Source organism: Spirosoma terrae, assembly GCF_010435915.1.
Taxonomy (GTDB): domain Bacteria; phylum Bacteroidota; class Bacteroidia; order Cytophagales; family Spirosomataceae; genus Spirosoma; species Spirosoma terrae.
Map to the genome: position 1 here is coordinate 181,791 of NZ_JAAFZH010000012.1, position 17,436 is coordinate 199,226.

General features: G+C 49.6%; 14 protein-coding genes. 12 read left to right on the top strand and 2 right to left on the bottom strand.

Annotated elements, in window-relative coordinates:
- The first annotated feature begins 5 nt into the window (after positions 1-5).
- Positions 6-800: a hypothetical protein gene (locus GK108_RS22575; protein ID WP_163953394.1), complete on the top strand. Its 795-nt coding sequence runs from the start codon at positions 6-8 to the stop codon at positions 798-800.
- On the opposite strand, the gene GK108_RS22580 is transcribed toward GK108_RS22575, so the two are convergent.
- A complete protein-coding gene (locus GK108_RS22580; protein ID WP_170305415.1) occupies positions 797-1,417 on the bottom strand; it encodes a thioredoxin family protein in 621 nt (206 codons plus the stop codon). The genes GK108_RS22575 and GK108_RS22580 overlap by 4 nt on opposite strands.
- Before the next feature lie 5 nt (positions 1,418-1,422).
- Positions 1,423-1,911 (bottom strand): TlpA disulfide reductase family protein, encoded by a 489-nt coding sequence (locus tag GK108_RS22585; protein WP_163953396.1) that lies wholly within the window; start codon positions 1,909-1,911, stop codon positions 1,423-1,425.
- 198 nt (positions 1,912-2,109) lie between these two features.
- On the opposite strand from GK108_RS22585, the gene GK108_RS22590 reads away from it, so the two are divergent.
- The 11 genes from GK108_RS22590 to GK108_RS22640 all read left to right on the top strand — a co-directional run bounded on the left by GK108_RS22590 (position 2,110) and on the right by GK108_RS22640 (position 17,377).
- Positions 2,110-3,453: a sigma-54-dependent transcriptional regulator gene (locus GK108_RS22590; RefSeq protein WP_163953398.1), complete on the top strand. Its 1,344-nt coding sequence runs from the start codon at positions 2,110-2,112 to the stop codon at positions 3,451-3,453.
- 407 nt (positions 3,454-3,860) lie between these two features.
- Positions 3,861-3,941: a potassium-transporting ATPase subunit F gene (locus tag GK108_RS31420; protein WP_163953472.1), complete on the top strand. Its 81-nt coding sequence runs from the start codon at positions 3,861-3,863 to the stop codon at positions 3,939-3,941.
- Between the two features lie 41 nt (positions 3,942-3,982).
- The gene (kdpA, locus tag GK108_RS22600; RefSeq protein ID WP_163953400.1) at positions 3,983-5,686 is read left to right on the top strand and encodes a potassium-transporting ATPase subunit KdpA; all 1,704 of its coding nucleotides are present in this window, start codon (positions 3,983-3,985) and stop codon (positions 5,684-5,686) included.
- A 141-nt stretch (positions 5,687-5,827) separates the two neighbouring features.
- Positions 5,828-7,912: a potassium-transporting ATPase subunit KdpB gene (kdpB, locus tag GK108_RS22605; RefSeq protein WP_163953402.1), complete on the top strand. Its 2,085-nt coding sequence runs from the start codon at positions 5,828-5,830 to the stop codon at positions 7,910-7,912.
- Positions 7,913-7,974: 62 nt separating this feature from the next.
- Entirely contained in the window at positions 7,975-8,538 is a 564-nt protein-coding gene (locus tag GK108_RS22610) for a K(+)-transporting ATPase subunit C (RefSeq protein ID WP_163953404.1), read from the top strand.
- 81 nt (positions 8,539-8,619) lie between these two features.
- Positions 8,620-9,756, top strand: coding sequence for a porin (locus GK108_RS22615; RefSeq protein ID WP_163953406.1), 1,137 nt, complete (start codon positions 8,620-8,622; stop codon positions 9,754-9,756).
- 112 nt (positions 9,757-9,868) lie between these two features.
- Positions 9,869-10,996 carry a sensor protein KdpD gene (locus tag GK108_RS22620; protein ID WP_163953408.1) on the top strand — a complete coding sequence of 376 codons (1,128 nt, stop codon included), beginning with the start codon at positions 9,869-9,871 and terminating at the stop codon, positions 10,994-10,996.
- Positions 10,993-12,762: a sensor histidine kinase gene (locus GK108_RS22625; protein ID WP_163953409.1), complete on the top strand. Its 1,770-nt coding sequence runs from the start codon at positions 10,993-10,995 to the stop codon at positions 12,760-12,762. The genes GK108_RS22620 and GK108_RS22625 overlap by 4 nt, the downstream gene beginning before the upstream one ends.
- A 13-nt stretch (positions 12,763-12,775) precedes the next feature.
- Entirely contained in the window at positions 12,776-14,737 is a 1,962-nt protein-coding gene (locus GK108_RS22630) for a KUP/HAK/KT family potassium transporter (protein ID WP_163953411.1), read from the top strand.
- 222 nt (positions 14,738-14,959) lie between these two features.
- Positions 14,960-16,150 (top strand): DUF4856 domain-containing protein, encoded by a 1,191-nt coding sequence (locus GK108_RS22635; protein ID WP_246225084.1) that lies wholly within the window; start codon positions 14,960-14,962, stop codon positions 16,148-16,150.
- Between the two features lie 72 nt (positions 16,151-16,222).
- Complete coding sequence (locus GK108_RS22640) at positions 16,223-17,377, top strand: imelysin family protein (protein ID WP_163953413.1); 1,155 nt, start codon at positions 16,223-16,225, stop codon at positions 17,375-17,377.
- Positions 17,378-17,436: the final 59 nt, after the last annotated feature.

Here is a 17,436-nt window from a genome sequence, read left to right on the forward strand (position 1 = left end):
TAGCTTTGTTCGAGCACGATAATTCATTCCGTTTTGCAACAACAGAAATAGCGTCTGTTGTCCTTATTGGTATTGGCGATCTGGGGCAAACCGTCTTGGCTAGTTTCAGCCCAACGGACTCGGTGCAGTTACTAACGCTCCCCTCGGTAATGAGCGCTGATTTTGTTACGTTACTCAACCCTATTCTCAAAGCGGAAACACCCGTTTTTCTTGTCGCAAATCCCGAACAACAGTCGGAATGGGACGTTATCAGCGAAACGGCATCAGTACTACGTAACGCCCACCTCCCCTACGCAATACTGATGCCGTTTGGGCAGATGGATAACGTACTGCATTATCAAGCGCTCGCTCAGGGCAGAAATGGCGTGTTGCTGGTCGAAGAGAAAAGGCAACGTAGCAACATCAATGACCCACTGACCGCTACGTTACGTGTGCTTATCGATATGTATCGGCAAGTGTGGTCGTGTGTGATTGATGCACCACAGCTTCATATGCTGCAAGGTATTGGTCGAATAACCTTTGCAGACTATGAAGCTGTGGGCGATGATCGAATAAAAAAATTGTTCGCGGAGTTGACCGATAAATTCAGCGAATCCGATGGCATACTTAGCGTTCTGGTTCAGCTACGGAGCAGTGGCGCAAACGCATTACGACTCTCGGAACAATACGCCTTACAGAAAGCACTCGAAAACCATTTCGGCTTACCGTCCTCTGAAGTAGGATTGCTCGTCACGCGGGACGAAACGCTTTTGGACTCATTAAAATTGACGCTACTAGGTCGGTCGCCTTCAACTCATTAAGCATCTCTCCACTTAATGCCACAGCCAATCGCCCGTGCCGACGGCGTTGTGACGGTTTTACCCGCTAATAGTTCATTAACAGCCTCCGCTACGTATTTCTTATCGGCAGCGGCCGCATCGCGCTGGTTGTTGTCGATAGCGCCGATGTAAGCCACCCGGTATTGATTACCCTCCTTTTTGACCACAAACATATGGGGCGTGTTCGTAGCGCCGAAACTTTTTGCAACAGTCTGACTTTCATCGTATAGATACGGGAACGAATAGCTTTTACTTTTGGCCCGCTCCTGCATCGCACTATATGAATCGCCGGGCGAAAGCTGAGCATCGTTCGATTGAATCGCCAGGACAGGATATCCTTTGGGGGCAAACTGCTCATTCAGGGCTACAATTCGGCTTTCATAAGCTTTAGCCACTGGGCACGTATTGCAGGTGAAAGCAATGATATAGCCTTTGACGTCTTTTTTATCAGCCAGCGAAACCGTTTTCCCATCAACGTTTTTCAGCTTAAAATCCTGAACCGTATCCCCTACTTTATAGCCATCCGACGCGTTTCGGTAACTCATCAGCGCTACTGCCAGCAGCAGGGCGACCATTGGTAAAAAAGCAGTCTTTTTCATGATGATTATGGTTTATGTTGATTGATTATCGTGGCAAGTTCTCCTTCTTTCACGGGTCGGCCGATGTATTGCCGGACGTTACGTTGCTTATTGAGGATCAGGGTCATGGGCAATGCTCCCGACCATTCGGGTGCTACTTGATCGACCCACGCGTTCAGATCGGGTTCGTCGAGCAAAACAACGCTCGACTGTATTTTTCGGTTGCGTACAAACGGATTCACTTTCTTAGCCAGATCGGCCTTATCGTCCATACTGACCAGCAATACGCTTACTTTCTGGCTGGCATACGCTTGTCGGGCCCGTTCAAACTCCGGCAACTCCTTCACGCAGGGCGCACACCACGTTGCCCAGAAATTCACTACGTATAACGTATCGTTGGGTTTATGAATCAGTTGGTTCAGTTGATCAAATTTAATCACCTTAACAGACTGACTTCTGGCAGACGTAACACTCAGAAAGAACGTTATCAAAAATAGCCCACAAATTGATTTCATACTCATAATCAGCAAAATAACTAATCAAAAGCAGAACGTAACGAAAGATCATACAGTATTGATGAGTTGCTCTATCATAAAATTCTGTAATATTTTGTTGATTAGACCGGCTCAATAAATCAATTGCGTCCTCATCTTTGCCACATGAATCGAACCGATTCATAGCTTTCTCATACGCCGGAATATCACTCAATAACTATGCCTGGCACTATTCTGCTCATTGATGATGAGCCTAAACTCCGCCAACTTCTTGCTCGTATTCTAACTCTGGAAGACTATCAGGTTCTGGAAGCCGACGATGCCCGCAGCGGCCTACGTACGCTGGAGCGTACCGAAGTGCAGTTGGTAATCAGCGACGTAAAGCTTCCGGATGGCAACGGTATCGACCTGACGGCTCAGGTCAAAAAGCTTCAACCAGCCACGGAGGTGATCGTTCTGACAGCGTATGGGACCATTGCCGACGGCGTAAAAGCGATCAAAAACGGAGCATTCGACTACATTACCAAAGGCGATGACAACGACAAAATTATTCCGTTGGTCAGTCGGGCTATTGAAAAAGCAGAACTACAATTTCGAATTAAGCGACTCGAAGAGCAGGTTCAGCAGAAATATGGTTTCGAGAAAATAATTGGTCAGTCGAAAGCGATTCAGCAAGCCATCGATCTGGCGCGTCGGGTAGCCGTAACCGATACTACGGTGCTGCTAACCGGCGAAACCGGTACGGGTAAAGAAGTTTTTGCGCAGGCCATTCATCAGGCGAGTCCGCGCCGGACAGGTTCGTTTGTGGCCGTAAACTGTAGCGCATTGGGCAAGGAAATTCTGGAAAGTGAACTTTTCGGACATCGGGCGGGCGCATTCACCGGGGCCACGCGCGACAAGAAAGGCTTGTTTGAAGAAGCGAACAAAGGCACTATTTTTCTGGATGAAATTGGAGAAATGGCGCTCGATCTGCAGGCTAAGCTGCTACGTGTTCTCGAAACACACGAATTTATGCGCGTAGGCGACACCCGCCCCACTAAAACAGATGTTCGCGTGGTAGCGGCCACCAATCGCGATCTGAAACACGATGCCGAAGCGGGTTTGTTCCGATCTGATCTGTATTATCGACTATCGGTTTTTTCCATCGAACTCCCTGCTCTCCGCGACCGGCGCGACGATATTCCGGCACTGGCTCAGGCCCTGACCTTGCAGGAAGCCGCTAAAGTCGGTAAACGGAATATGACGATGAGTCCGGCTTTTGTTGATGCACTGACCCGCTATAGCTGGAAAGGCAACATCCGCGAACTGAAAAACGTAATCGAGCGGGCTGTGATCCTCAGCGACGGCCAAACCTTACTGCCTGACTATCTGCCTCTGGACGTCCAGTCTCCGGCTGGCGCTACTTCTCCTACTACGTTCGCCTATGACCTGGCAACGATCGAAAAGAACCACATCGAACAAGTATTACGGCACACGGAGGGTAACAAAACCGAAGCCGCTCGTCTGCTGGGAATTGGGCTCAGTACGTTGTACCGGAAACTAGACGAATATCGACTGGGCTAATACGCGATTAAGCCCTTAAGAGTCTCCAACCAGGGCTGGTTTCTTCTTACTCTCTCCAACCAGTCAGTTTTTAGCTTCCCAAAATGAGAATCGACCTTGTCAAAATGAGAAGGTTTCGATAGAACTCACCTATCGCCCTAGCTTCTCACACAATTACAAACAATTCACTATCAATACATTACCCCAAAAGCAAAATTCCATTATTCAGTATGGAATGCTTTTTGGCATAGTCTGTTCGAACCAAACAGAAAATGCTCTTATGGAAACCGTCCTCCTAATCGTAACGGCCCTACTCTGCTTCCTTTTCTTTTACAAGTCCATCGAGTGGTTTGAACACATTTAAGGATCGAACGAGTGAAATGCGTTGCATATCCATCTCATTCACTCGTCTGCTCACTCTTTCATCTATGCTAACCGGCTTATTTATTGTCTCGCTTATGGTTTTCGCGTACATGCTGTACGTACTGATAAAACCCGAAAAATTTTAACCGCAACGTCTCTCCCAGCGTGGGAGTAACACATATTTACCATGTCAACTGAATTATTAGGCGTTCTGGCCATGTACGGGCTAACCGTTCTACTGGCCATTCCGCTGGGCAAATACATCGCCAACGTCTTCCAACCAGAATCAGCGAACGGACCGTTCGAACGGTTTATTTATCGAATAGGAAGTATCGATCCAACCCGCGAAATGAGCTGGAAAGAAAATCTGGTTGCCCTCCTGACCATCAATGCCGTCTGGTTAATCATTGCGTTCACGCTCCTGATGCTACAGGGCATCCTGCCCCTCAACCCCGATGGCAACCCATCCATGACGCCCGCTCTGGCATTCAACACGGCCATTAGCTTTATGGTGAACTGCGATTTGCAGCATTATTCGGGGGAGTCGGGCGTTACGTACCTGACGCAACTGTTCGTCATGAACTTTCTCATGTTCGTCTCGGCCGCAACGGGTATCGCATCTTTGCTGCTGATTGTCCGGTCGTTTTTACCAAACGTGGTAACCACCGTCGGTAACTTCTACGTATTCTTCGTTAAAGCCATCACCCGAATTCTGCTGCCGATCTCTTTCGTGGTTGCCCTTCTGCTGGTCTTCAACGGAACCCCGGCCAGCTTCGATGGCAAGGATCGTATTGTTACGGTACAGGGCGATACGGTTGGCGTTTCGCGCGGACCAGCCGCTGGCATGATTGCGATCAAACACGTTGGTACAAACGGCGGTGGCTGGTTCGGCGCCAACTCGGCCCATCCGCTCGAAAATCCAAACTATTTCACCAATATGGTTGAAATGATCGCTCAGGTATTGATCCCGATCGCCATGCTCTTTGCGCTGGGTTATCTCATCAATCGCCGTCGGTTTACGTGGGTTATTTACGGGGTTATGACGGTGGGCATGCTCTGCTTGCTTATCCCAACACTGATCACTGAAATACACGGCAACCCAGCCATTGCACAGTTGGGTGTCAGTCAGTCAACGGGTGCGATGGAGGGCAAGGAAGTCCGTTTCGGTCCATTGGCATCGGGCTACTGGAGTATCATGACCACCATCATTTCAACGGGATCTGTCAACTCCATGCACGATTCGTCGATGGCCCTGTCGGGTACGATGGAACTGCTGGGGATGATGACCAATGCCTTCTACGGCGGGTGTGGCGTCGGCTTTCTGAACTATTACTATTACCTGATCATCGCCGTTTTCATTTCGGGGCTTATGGTTGGTCGTACACCGGAATTGTTCGGTCGGAAAGTCGAGGCACGGGAAATCAAGATTGCATCGATTGTGGCGCTGCTGAGTACATTGCTCGTAAAAGGGGGCGTAGCACTGGCAGCCTGGGTATTCGTCAACTATGGTGATGCCAACTGGTTAGTGAAGCCATCAGCCTGGTTAAACAATCCCGAAAATCACGGTTTCTCAGAAATGCTGTATGAATTCACGTCAGCCAATGCCAACAACGGTTCCGGCTTTGAAGGATTGGGCGACAACAACTTTTTCTGGAACTACGCGACGGGTATTGTGCTGATTCTGGGTCGATTTATTCCGATTATCGGGCCGGTTGCTATTGCGGGTCTATTGAGTCAGAAGAAGTACGTTCCTGAATCATCCGGTACGTTACCAGTCGATACCGCTACGTTCGGTCTGATGACCTTCGCCGTCATTCTTATCATCACGGCCTTATCGTTCTTCCCGGCTTTGGCTCTGGGTCCCCTGGCCGAGTATTTTAGTCTGAAATGATCAGAACCGGGATTGATCTGATTTTAGGATTAATCTGATTTTGCTTCTCGCTTCAAAGAAGCAATTGATCAACACACAAAATCTGTTTCATCCCAAAATCAGATCAATCCCGGTTCTAAACTTTTTTCAAATATAACAAAAATGGCAAAGCAACATTCATCCCCGTCACTGTTCCAGGGCGAGCTCGTCAGAACAGCCATCCGGGAGTCGTTTGTCAAACTAAGTCCGTCGATTCTGATTAAGAATCCGGTCATGTTTACCGTCGAAATCGGCACCATCGTTATGGTGTTGGTTACGGCTTATATCGCTAGCACCGGCGATACGTCGCAGGGGTCGCTGGCTTACAACGTAGCGATCACGGCGATTTTATTATTGACGATCCTGTTCGCCAACTTCGCGGAGGCCATTGCCGAAGCACGCGGTAAGGCGCAGGCCGAATCGCTCCGGAAAACGCGGCAGGAAACCCCGGCCAAAGTGATACGTCCCGTTGGAAATATGTATACCGACGAACTACAGACCATCTCTTCTGCTCAGCTTGTTAAAGGCGATGTGTTCATCTGCGAACCGGGTGATATAATTCCCGCCGACGGCGAAATTATTGAAGGCTTAGCGACCATTGATGAATCGGCTATCACGGGCGAATCAGCTCCGGTTATTCGGGAAGCAGGCGGGGATAAATCGTCCGTAACGGGCGGCACGAAAGTCTTATCGGACCGAATCAAAGTACAGGTTACGACCCAGCCCGGCGAATCGTTTCTCGACAAAATGATCGCGCTCGTAGAAGGAGCCAGCCGCCAGAAAACACCGAACGAAATTGCGCTGACGATTTTGCTGGCTGGTTTTACGCTGATTTTCGTCATTGTCTGCGTAGCGCTAAAACCCTTTGCCGATTACGCCAATACGCCCATTACCATTGCCGCCCTGATTTCGCTGTTCGTTTGTCTGATTCCAACAACGATTGGCGGCCTGCTGTCGGCCATCGGTATTGCCGGGATGGACCGTGCCTTACGGGCCAATGTAATCGCCAAGTCAGGCCGAGCCGTAGAAACAGCCGGTGACATTGATACGTTACTACTCGACAAAACCGGAACTATTACGATCGGCAACCGGAAAGCCACCAACTTTTATCCGGCACCGGGCATATCGGAAGAAGACATGGTACGTGCCTCGGCGCTGAGTTCGCTGGCCGACGAAACGCCGGAAGGCAAATCGATTGTTGAATTGGCCCGTAGCGGAAACTGGGGCGCTACCGTAACGAATCGTTTATCGACCAGTGGTGCTACGTTGATCAAGTTTACGGCAGAAACCCGTTCGTCGGGGATCGACATCCCGAGTGGTGACAATGGCTCTGTGACGCGTATTCGCAAAGGCGCTACGGACTCGATTCGCACGATGGTTAAGCGAGCCGGAAACACCTTCCCCACCGCCACGGCAGAACAGGCTCAAAAAATTGCGGCTAACGGCGGCACTCCGCTTGTGGTGTCAGAAAATGAGCAGGTAAAAGGCGTAATTGAACTGCAGGACATTATAAAACCCGGCATCTCAGAACGTTTCGACCGACTTCGGAAGATGGGCGTAAAAACGGTGATGGTTACGGGCGACAACCCGCTGACGGCTAAATTCATCGCCGAAAAAGCGGGCGTCGACGACTATATTGCCGAAGCCAAACCGGAAGACAAAATGAATTACATCCGGCATGAGCAAACCGGCGGTAAACTCGTAGCCATGATGGGAGACGGTACTAACGATGCGCCCGCTCTGGCGCAGGCCGACGTTGGCGTAGCCATGAACTCTGGCACGCAGGCGGCCAAAGAAGCGGGCAATATGGTCGATCTCGACAATGACCCAACCAAGCTGATTGAAGTCGTCGAAATCGGGAAGCAGTTGCTGATCACACGCGGTACGTTGACAACGTTCTCCATAGCCAACGACGTCGCAAAGTACTTCGCCATCGTTCCGGCACTGTTCGTGGTATCGATTCCGGCTTTGCAATCGCTGAATGTTATGGGGCTTCATAGCTCCGAATCGGCCATATTATCGGCCGTTATTTTCAACGCAATCATTATTCCGTTGCTGATTCCGCTGGCGCTACGTGGTGTGGAATACAAACCAATTGGAGCCTCCGCCCTGCTCCGTCGGAATCTGTTCATCTACGGTCTGGGCGGTATTGTTGCCCCTTTCATTGGCATCAAGCTAATCGACATGGTTGTCGGACTATTTGTGTAAAAGAACCTCACCCCCAGCCCCTCTCCTTCACAAGGAGAGGGGGAGTAAACATCGAACAAATCATGAAAAATCATATTGGACCAGCTATTCGGCTAACCCTTGTTCTGCTGGTCGTTCTCTCTGTCATTTATCCACTCGTCATTGCTGGTGTTGGCCGTCTCGCACCGGGTAGCGGCAAAGGCGAAACTGTTAGCATTAATGGTAAACTCGTTGGCTACGCACTGGTTGGCCAGAAATTTACGGAAGATCGCTATTTCAACAGCCGGCCATCAGCCGTAGAATACAATGCAGCGGGTTCGGGCGGATCGAACAAAGGCCCGTCGAACCCCGATTACCTGAAAGCGGTTCAGGCACGGATCGATACGTTTCTGGTGCATAATCCAGGTGTAAAAAAAGAAGAGATACCCGTAGAGCTGGTCACGGCTTCGGGGTCTGGCCTGGACCCCGACTTGTCGCCCGCAGCCGCCAAAATCCAGGTGGCCCGGATTGCTAAAATTCGTAGCATCAGCGCCGACCGACTGAATCAACTGGTCGATGAGCATACCCAGGGTCCGCTGGTCGGTCTGTTTGGTCCGTCGACCGTGAACGTACTGAAACTGAACGTAGCGCTGGACGCCCTGAAATAAATTTGATTAGTAGTATATGGCTGACGAAGTTCCTGTAGATCAACTCCGTCAGCCACTAGTATCTGAGTACAACAAAACACCATGAAACATTCTTTTTACGCCCTGTTGGCAACGGTCTGGCTTGCAGCGATTACGCCTTCGTTGGCCCAAATCGCCACCGATTCGACCACCAGCAAGGCCTCTTCGGTAAGCCCAAGTCTGTCGTTTAGCGGTTACGTAGAAGCCTACTACACCCACGATTTCACGGCTCCCAAAACCAGTCAGGAACGCCCAGGCTTTTTGTATAATCACAAGCGTAACCGCGAAATCAACGTTAATCTGGCTTATCTGAAAGGCACCTATGCCAGCGAACGGGTCCGGGCAAACCTGGCTCTCCAGGTTGGTACCTACGCCCAATACAACTATGCAGCGGAGCAACCGTTACTACGTAACGTTTTTGAAGCGAACGCAGGCGTAAAACTCAGCAAAAAACGCGATCTGTGGCTCGACGCGGGCATTTTTGGATCGCATATCGGCTCCGAAAGCGCTATCTCAAAAGACTGTTGGACACTGACCCGAAGTCTGGTTGCCGAAAATTCACCCTATTATCTGGCCGGGGCAAAACTGACCTATAATACTCCTAATGGAAAGTGGACGCTGCTTGGCTCAGTGGTCAATGGCTGGCAACGTATCGCTAAGCTACCGGGCTATACCGGTCCGGCCATCAGCACGCAGATTCAGTTTAAACCAAGTGCAAACGTAACGCTCAACTGGAGTACGTTTCTGGGCAGCGACCGGCCCGATTCGTTAAAACAAACGCGTTTCTACAATAACTTCTACGCCATTTTGAATCCGAACGGCAAAGTCAGCGCTATTCTTAGTTTCGATATTGGCTCAGACCGCAAACCGATAGGCGTTGATGGACGTCGGGTAGGCAGCGGCAGTTACGTTTGGTATGCCCCCGTAGCGATTGTACGCTATTCGATCAGCGATGCCCTCAAGCTCGCTGGCCGGGTTGAATATTACGATGATAAAAACGGAGTCATTATTGCGACTGGTACTCAGAATGGATTTCAAACCTTGGGTTATTCGCTCAACGTCGATTACTTCATTTTACCCACGGCGGTATTCCGCATCGAAGGCAAAGTGTATGATAGCAAGGACGCTATTTTTGAATCAACCAGTGGGTTCCGTAAAACAAATACGTCCCTGACAACGAGCTTGGCCGTTTCATTTTAAATGAGTTTTCAGTTTATAGTTTTTGAGTTTTCAGTGGCTGACGCAAGAGGATTACTGACGCGTCAGCCACTGAAAACTCAAAAACTATAAACTGAAAACTATACCCTTCTCTATGCTAGATAACCGCGACCAGAACGCCGAGCATTTTCTGAATCTCCTTCGCCAGTCAAGGCGGGGGAAATTCAAGATTTATATTGGTATGAGTGCCGGAGTTGGGAAAACGTATCGCATGTTGCAGGAAGCTCACGCGCTGCTACGTGGCGGTATCGACGTACGAATCGGCTTTGTGGAAACGCACAACCGCGCCGAAACCCAGGCGCTGGTCGACGGGCTACCGATTATTCCCCGGCGTCGGCTTTTCTACAAAGGTCGTGAACTGGACGAGATGGACCTGCAAACCGTCATCAATCTGCATCCCGAACTAGTGGTGGTCGATGAACTAGCCCATACAAATATACCCAGCTCGAAGAATGAGAAACGCTGGCAGGACGTACTGGAAATTCTGGATGCGGGTATCAACGTCATCAGTGCCGTTAATATTCAGCACATAGAGAGCCTGTATCAGCCCGTTCGGCAGATAACGGGTATCGACGTAACGGAGCGCGTTCCAGATCGGGTACTCCAAATGGCCGACGAAGTAGTCAACATCGACCTCACCGCCGACGAACTGATTGCCCGGCTCAAAGACGGCAAAATCTACGACCGGGCCAAAGTGGAATCGGCTCTGAGTAACTTTTTTCAGGCCGACAGGATTCTGCAACTTCGCGAACTGGCACTCAAGGAAGTAGCTACCGCGGTTGAACGCAAGATCGAAACGCAGGTAGCCCCTACTACGCAACTCAAACCCGAGCGGTTTCTGGCCGCCATCAGCAGTAATCACGAAGTAGCCCGTCGTGTTATCCGGAAAACCGCCCGGCTGGCCAGCTATTACCAATCGCGCTGGTTTGTATTATACGTACAAACGCCCGCTGAAGACCCCAATCGGATCAAACTGGACGTACAGCGGCACCTGATCAATAACCTGAAACTGGCTACTGAACTCGGCGCGGAGGTGATTCAGGTCAAGAGTCAGTACATTGTGAATGCCATTGCCGAAACAGTCGAGCAGCGAAAAATTACGACGGTTTGTATTGGCAAACCTCATATTACCTTAATTCAGGTCATTTTACAGACAAATGCCTTTAACCAGCTCCTGAATAAGTTATCCGATTCCGACACCGACCTGATTATTCTCTCATGACGATTAAAGCAAAAATATCGCTTGGTCTGGCCTTCATGTTCGTCATTATTCTTGGCTTAGGCGGCCTGGGTGCCTATTACCTGAATGAGCTGGCCAACGACTCACACGCTATCCTGAAAGATAATTACATCTCGCTTCAGTATGTCAGCGAAATGCAAAAAGCATTGCTCGACCGATCAACGGACTCCGATGCGTTACGTCGTTTTGACGAAACGCTACAAAAGCAGGAAGCCAACGTAACGGAAGAAGGTGAACGCGAAGCCACCGTAGCACTACGTCGGGATTTGAATCGGATCAAGATCGCGCCCCGCGATACAATGGCGGTTAGACGAATTCAGACCGCGCTCCTGCAACTGGACGACATCAACCGGCAGGCTATATTCCGAAAGAACGAAACAGCCGAACAAACCGCCACCGATGCCCTGCTGCTACTGGCCGTTGTGGGTACGTTTTGTTTTCTGGTGGCATTCTCCTTTATGGTCAATTTCCCCAGCTACATTGCCCGACCGATTCGGGAACTGACGCGCGGTATCCGCGAAATAACCAGCCGAAATTTTGAGGAACGACTGCACTTCCGATCCAGCGATGAATTTGGAGAACTAGCCCGTTCGTTCAACTCCATGGCCCAGAAATTAGATGAGTATGAACACTCTAATCTGGCCAAACTGCTGTTTGAAAAGAAACGTATCGATACGTTAATCCAGCTTATGAACGACGGTATTCTCGGGCTGGATGAAAAAAAACGCATCCTGTTTGCCAACCCGGTCGTCTGCCGGTTACTGGGCATTGAGGAAGCCAAACTCGTTGGCCGGTACGCCCCCGACGTAGCGTCGGTTAACGATTTGATGCGCACGTTAATTCAGGACCTCATGACCGACGAAGCGCCCGCTCGTTCCGACGGGAATGGTCTGCTGAAAATCTACGATCCTGAAGCGCTCAGCTATGGGCACGACGGCAAAGGCAAAGAAAGTTTTTTCAACAAGCAGATTCATGCCGTTACGGTAGCTCCCACCGGCGATGGCGAAGCACGCCCGGCTGGCTGGGTAATTGTGCTGGAGAACATTACGTCGTTCAAAGAACTGGATCAGGCTAAAACCAACTTTATAGCCACCGTTTCGCACGAGCTAAAAACGCCAATCAGTAGTATTAAGCTGAGTTTAAAATTGCTGGACGATCATCGAATTGGGCAACTGAACGATGAGCAAAAACAACTGATTGGCCACGTTCGCGACGATGCCGAGCGGTTGCTCAGCATTACGGGTGAGCTGGTCAATATGGCGCAGGTGGAGTCAGGACAGATTCAGCTGAAAATTGAGAACGTAGCGCCCGCCGATATTGTCCGCTACGCCACGCAGGCACTTCAAGTACCAGCCAATCAAAAACATATTCAGTTTCAGGTAGAGGCTCCCCTCGATCTGCCGACGGTAAAAGCTGACCCCGACAAAGCCTCGTGGGTCCTGGTCAACTTTCTGTCGAATGCCGTTCGTCATAGTCCCGAAGACAACAAAATCGACGTAGTAGTACGTCCCTTAGGGAATCTGGTTGAGTTTGAAGTTCGTGACTACGGAGCAGGCATTCGACCGGAGCACCGCGACCGTATTTTCGAACGCTATTTCCGCGCACCAGGCAACAATGGCCAATCGAGCGGTACAGGGCTGGGATTAGCTATTTCGAAGGAATTCATTGAATCGATGGGGGGCGACATTGGCCTCAAAAGCAATTTAACGAACGGTACGGCCTTCTATTTCCGATTGCCACGTACGTAAATTACTTTGCGGCATGAACTTATCTACCAGCACATCAACGCATTCGCATCTTAACAAAGTCTCGATTCAGGGCTTACTGATTTCCATCGGTATTGTTTTTGGCGACATTGGCACATCGCCACTCTACACCTATAAAGCCATTTTTGGTGACCGCATTCTGACCGAAAATCTGGTTTTGGGGGCCTTCTCGGCCGTCTTCTGGACGCTCACGTTCCAGACTACGCTCAAATACGTCATCATCACCCTCAATGCTGATAACAACGGCGAAGGAGGTATTTTTTCACTTTACACGCTGATCCGGCGATACACCGGCAAATGGATGCTTTATCCGGCCATTATCGGCGGTAGTTTTCTACTGGCTGATGGCATTATTACGCCACCTATTTCGGTTTCGTCAGCCATTGAAGGCCTGCTCATTTATTACCCCAAACTCGACACCGTACCCATCGTACTAGTCATTATTGTGTTACTGTTTATTACCCAGCAGTTTGGCACTCAATGGCTTGGGCGTCTTTTTGGCCCAATTATGCTCGTCTGGTTTTCCTTTATCGGTATTATGGGATTACTATCGTTGGTACAGCATCCAGGCGTTCTGCGGGCGCTCAATCCGTGGCATGTTGTTACGTTGTTACGTGACTATCCGGGTGGTTTCTGGCTGCTGGGTGGGGTGTTTCTGTGTACAACCGGGGCCGAAGCCTTATATTCCGATATGGGACACTGCGGACGAGGCAATATTCGTGTCAGCTGGGTTTTCGTAAAAACCATGTTGCTGCTCTCTTACGCTGGTCAATCGGCCTGGCTCATGCAACACCTGGGCAAACAGCTTGGGCCTACCAGCTCTTTTTATGAGATCGTACCTCCTTCCCTGCTTGTTTTCGCCATCGGTATTGCTACGTTAGCCACCATCATTGCCAGCCAGGCGCTCATCAGCGGCTCGTTTACGCTCATTGGCGAAGCCATCCGACTGCATTTCTGGCCCCGCCAACGGGTTATTTACCCCACTGATTTTCGGGGCCAATTATACATTCCACAAATCAACTGGCTGCTGATGGCTGGCTGTATTGGCGTTGTCCTGCACTTCCGCGAATCCAAAAACATGGAAGCTGCTTTCGGGCTGGCCGTTACGTTAACGATGCTGATGTCGACCGTACTGATGAACGCCTACTTACGGATAAAGCGTGTCAATTCCCTGCTGCGACTCGCCATTATGACCCTATTTCTGTCTATCGAAACGTCGTTTCTGATTGCGAATCTCGTCAAATTCGAAGAGGGTGGCTGGATTTCAATCCTGTTGGGTATGATTCTGATTACCGTCATGACGCTCTGGCATAAAGGCAAGCAGCTTAAACGAAGCTTTGTAAAGTTCGAACCGCTTCCACCTTTTATCGAAACGCTCAAGGAACTGAGTAACGACCCAACTGTTCCCAAATACGCCACTCACCTTGTTTACCTGACGGGCTCCGAAACGTCAGCCAAAATCGAAGCCGAAACAATTGAGTCTATTCTATACCGCTCCCCAAAACGGGCCGATGTATACTGGCTTCTGCACGTTCATGTTGAAGATGAACCATTTACAATGCGATACAAAGTCGAGACGCTGGCCACTCAGGACGTGTACTTCATTACGTTCTACCTGGGTTTCCGCATCGAACCCCGGCTGAATCTGTTCTTCCGTCTGGTTGTCGAGGATATGGTGAAACGGAACGAAGTAGAAATTACCAGCCGCTATCAATCGCTCAACCAGAAAAACATTATGGGCGACTTCAAATTCGTCGTATTTCAGAATTTCATATCTGCCGAAAATGAGTTGCCACTCATGCAACAGATCATCATGAAAAGCTATTTCCTCATCCGAAAAACAGCCTTACACGAAGATGCTGCTTACGGACTGGACGCCAACAACGTAACACTTGAATACGTCCCACTCCTATTCTCTCATCCAAAAAACATCAGGCTAATTCGAGAAAACGGCTAACCGAGCCTGTCTAAACTTTTGTTTTCCTAGCGTGCTTTGTCATCCCTCCTGCTACACCATCGGCCCAGGAGGAATGACAAAACACACCCATAATTGCTTGACACCAAAAACAAAACTCATTCACTATCAACCAGTTAAACAAAACAGAAAAAATTCACTCCGCATTTGATTATACTTAGTCTAAATAACACATAACTTTGGCGAGAATTTCACGCTCTAAAGTTGAAACGCTCGCTACCAAAAATGTTTAACGCTACGTCTATTTTCCGTTTCGCGCCGGTTGTATTACTCGCGCTTGGACTAACCTCCTGTGACACGGCAGATAATCCTGACACAGTTGCTCCCCAGCTCCGTAAATCCATCGATTACGCGAAACTAACCGACACTACTACCTACGCTAACTTCTTTGTTGATGATGCGGGAGCTAAAACCGTCGATTTAACAAACGGCAGCAATCGCCTGCTCATGTTCCGGGCCATCAATACCTACAACGGAACCGCCGTTGGAACCGGTGCTACGCTGGACGCCAACGTCCTGAAAAACATGTTTGCTAATACCAGTAGCCCTTTCTCGGGTACGCTTGCTTCTCTGAACACCTCGGGCGTTCAACTACGTAGCGTTACGGCTTCGTCGCTCTCTAGCGCCGATGCAGAAAAAGAAAGGCAAACCATTGAAGCTGGATTCACCGCCATTGCCAATGCCAGCAAATCGGTATCGGCCACAGCATCGGAAGGGAAAGCCGGTAAACTGGGTACGTATCTGGTTGACGAGAAAGGGATCGAGCAGGCTCAGATCATTCAGAAAGGGCTGATCGGAGCTTTCCAGCTTGATTACATCGGTAATATATTGCTAAGCGACAAGAATCTGGCTTTGGATAATAAGACAGTGGTTGCGGGCAAAAAATATACGCAGTTAGAACAGAACTGGGACGAAATTTACGGCATTCTGACGGCCAACACGATTTATGGCTCTAAAGCAACCGCTACGTCGTCGGGCGAAAGTTTTATCGGTTCTTATTTGTGGGAATACAACAAAGACGATTTTCCAAAAATACATAAAGCCCTTCTGACGGGTCGGGCCGCTATTGTCAACAACGATGCCACTACGTTAAAAGCGCAGGCCACTTTCCTGCGGTCGGCAATGGAAAAGGCAGTTGCCAATGCCGCGCTGGGCTATCTGGGCAAATGGAAAACAGCCGGAACCAACGTAGCAGCCGCAGCCCACGCTATGGGCGAAGGTTTGGGCTTCATTTATAGCCTTCGTTATGCTAAACTCAACGGCGGAGATGCTACTTTCTCCGATGGTGTTCTCGTTAATCTGATTGGAGCATCCAATGGTTTCTGGGGGCTAACCAACGCCAAAATCGACGCAGCCGCTACCGCAATCAGAACTCAATTTAAGATTGCTGGCTAGCTATCAAACAGCTTCGAAAGTAAGTATTACAGAGCGGTACGTAACGTATCGCTCTACTTCTGTTTTTAGACTATGAGACAATTTAGCTGGCGAAAAATTGGTACTATCGGCGCTATCGTGTTGGCTATCTGGGCCTGTTCGACGTCTGGTGATACTGATTCGCCCACACCAACCCCACCCACCGATCAGGCTGGTGCTGATCGTAAGGCTATGCTAACCAATATAGCCGATAACATTATTCTTCCCAGTTATGCCAATTTCAAGGGTAAACTGGATGCTATGCTGACGAAAGCCGATGCATTTACGGCTAAACCCGATAAAACGACCCTGGCAGACTTTCGGCAAGCCTGGATCGACGCCTACACCGAGTGGCAAAAAGTGGAGCTGTTCGATGTGGGGCCGGGCGAAAAACATACCATCCGTAACTTTTTCAATATTTACCCGACCAACGTAACGGGAATCGAAGATTACATCGCTGCCGGTTCAGGTACTTTTGAAACGCCTTTATCGTATTCACGCCAGGGGTTTCCGGCTCTCGATTACCTGCTCAATGGCCTTGGTACAACCGACGATGCTATTCTGGCTCGCTACACGACCGCAACGGATGCTGCCAAACGGATTGCCTATCTGAAACGGCTCACGGGGCAGATGAACACCATCTTCACGGCAGTTTACGGTGAATGGACGGGTGGCTATCGGGATACATTCATCAATTGCACGAGTCTGGACGCAGGTTGTTCGACCTCCAAACTGGTAAATGGCTACGTATTGCATTATGAACGTTATATCCGTTCGGGCAAAATTGGCATTCCATCGGGCGCTATGACCAATGGAACGGCTAACCCCGAAACCATCGAATCGCTTTACAAAAAGGACCTGTCGCTGACCTTGGCTAAGGTGGCGCATCAGGCTGTGGTTGATTTCTTCAATGGTAAAAGTGTTAAAACTGGTCAGGAAGGGCCCGGTCTGAAAACGTACCTGAATAGTCTTGGCGCCAAAGACAGCCGCACAGGTTCGTCGCTGTCCGACATTATCAATCAGCAATTTACTACGTCGGCCAATCAGCTTAATGCACTGAAACCCGTTCTCTACGACGACATCAAAACCAATAACACGGCTGTAGTTCAGGTATATAACGAAATGCAGAAAGCGGTTCGGATGCTTAAAGTCGATATGACCACGGCCATGAGTATTACCATTACGTATACCGACAACGATGGTGATTAAATCCCTTTAGCGTTTTCAGTTGGCAAGTTTTCCGTAGTTGGCTATGCAACCTGACTATT

What these genes read in the sequence shown, in the direction of transcription:
- GK108_RS22580 (WP_170305415.1), bottom strand. Translation starts at nt 1,417, where the DNA reads ATGAAAAAGACTGCTTTTTTACCAATGGTCGCCCTGCTGCTGGCAGTA.
- GK108_RS22585 (WP_163953396.1), bottom strand. Translation starts at nt 1,911, where the DNA reads ATGAAATCAATTTGTGGGCTATTTTTGATAACGTTCTTTCTGAGTGTT.
- GK108_RS22590 (WP_163953398.1), top strand. Translation starts at nt 2,110, where the DNA reads ATGCCTGGCACTATTCTGCTCATTGATGATGAGCCTAAACTCCGCCAA.
- GK108_RS31420 (WP_163953472.1), top strand. Translation starts at nt 3,861, where the DNA reads ATGCTAACCGGCTTATTTATTGTCTCGCTTATGGTTTTCGCGTACATG.
- kdpA (WP_163953400.1), top strand. Translation starts at nt 3,983, where the DNA reads ATGTCAACTGAATTATTAGGCGTTCTGGCCATGTACGGGCTAACCGTT.
- kdpB (WP_163953402.1), top strand. Translation starts at nt 5,828, where the DNA reads ATGGCAAAGCAACATTCATCCCCGTCACTGTTCCAGGGCGAGCTCGTC.
- GK108_RS22610 (WP_163953404.1), top strand. Translation starts at nt 7,975, where the DNA reads ATGAAAAATCATATTGGACCAGCTATTCGGCTAACCCTTGTTCTGCTG.
- GK108_RS22615 (WP_163953406.1), top strand. Translation starts at nt 8,620, where the DNA reads ATGAAACATTCTTTTTACGCCCTGTTGGCAACGGTCTGGCTTGCAGCG.
- GK108_RS22620 (WP_163953408.1), top strand. Translation starts at nt 9,869, where the DNA reads ATGCTAGATAACCGCGACCAGAACGCCGAGCATTTTCTGAATCTCCTT.
- GK108_RS22625 (WP_163953409.1), top strand. Translation starts at nt 10,993, where the DNA reads ATGACGATTAAAGCAAAAATATCGCTTGGTCTGGCCTTCATGTTCGTC.
- GK108_RS22630 (WP_163953411.1), top strand. Translation starts at nt 12,776, where the DNA reads ATGAACTTATCTACCAGCACATCAACGCATTCGCATCTTAACAAAGTC.
- GK108_RS22640 (WP_163953413.1), top strand. Translation starts at nt 16,223, where the DNA reads ATGAGACAATTTAGCTGGCGAAAAATTGGTACTATCGGCGCTATCGTG.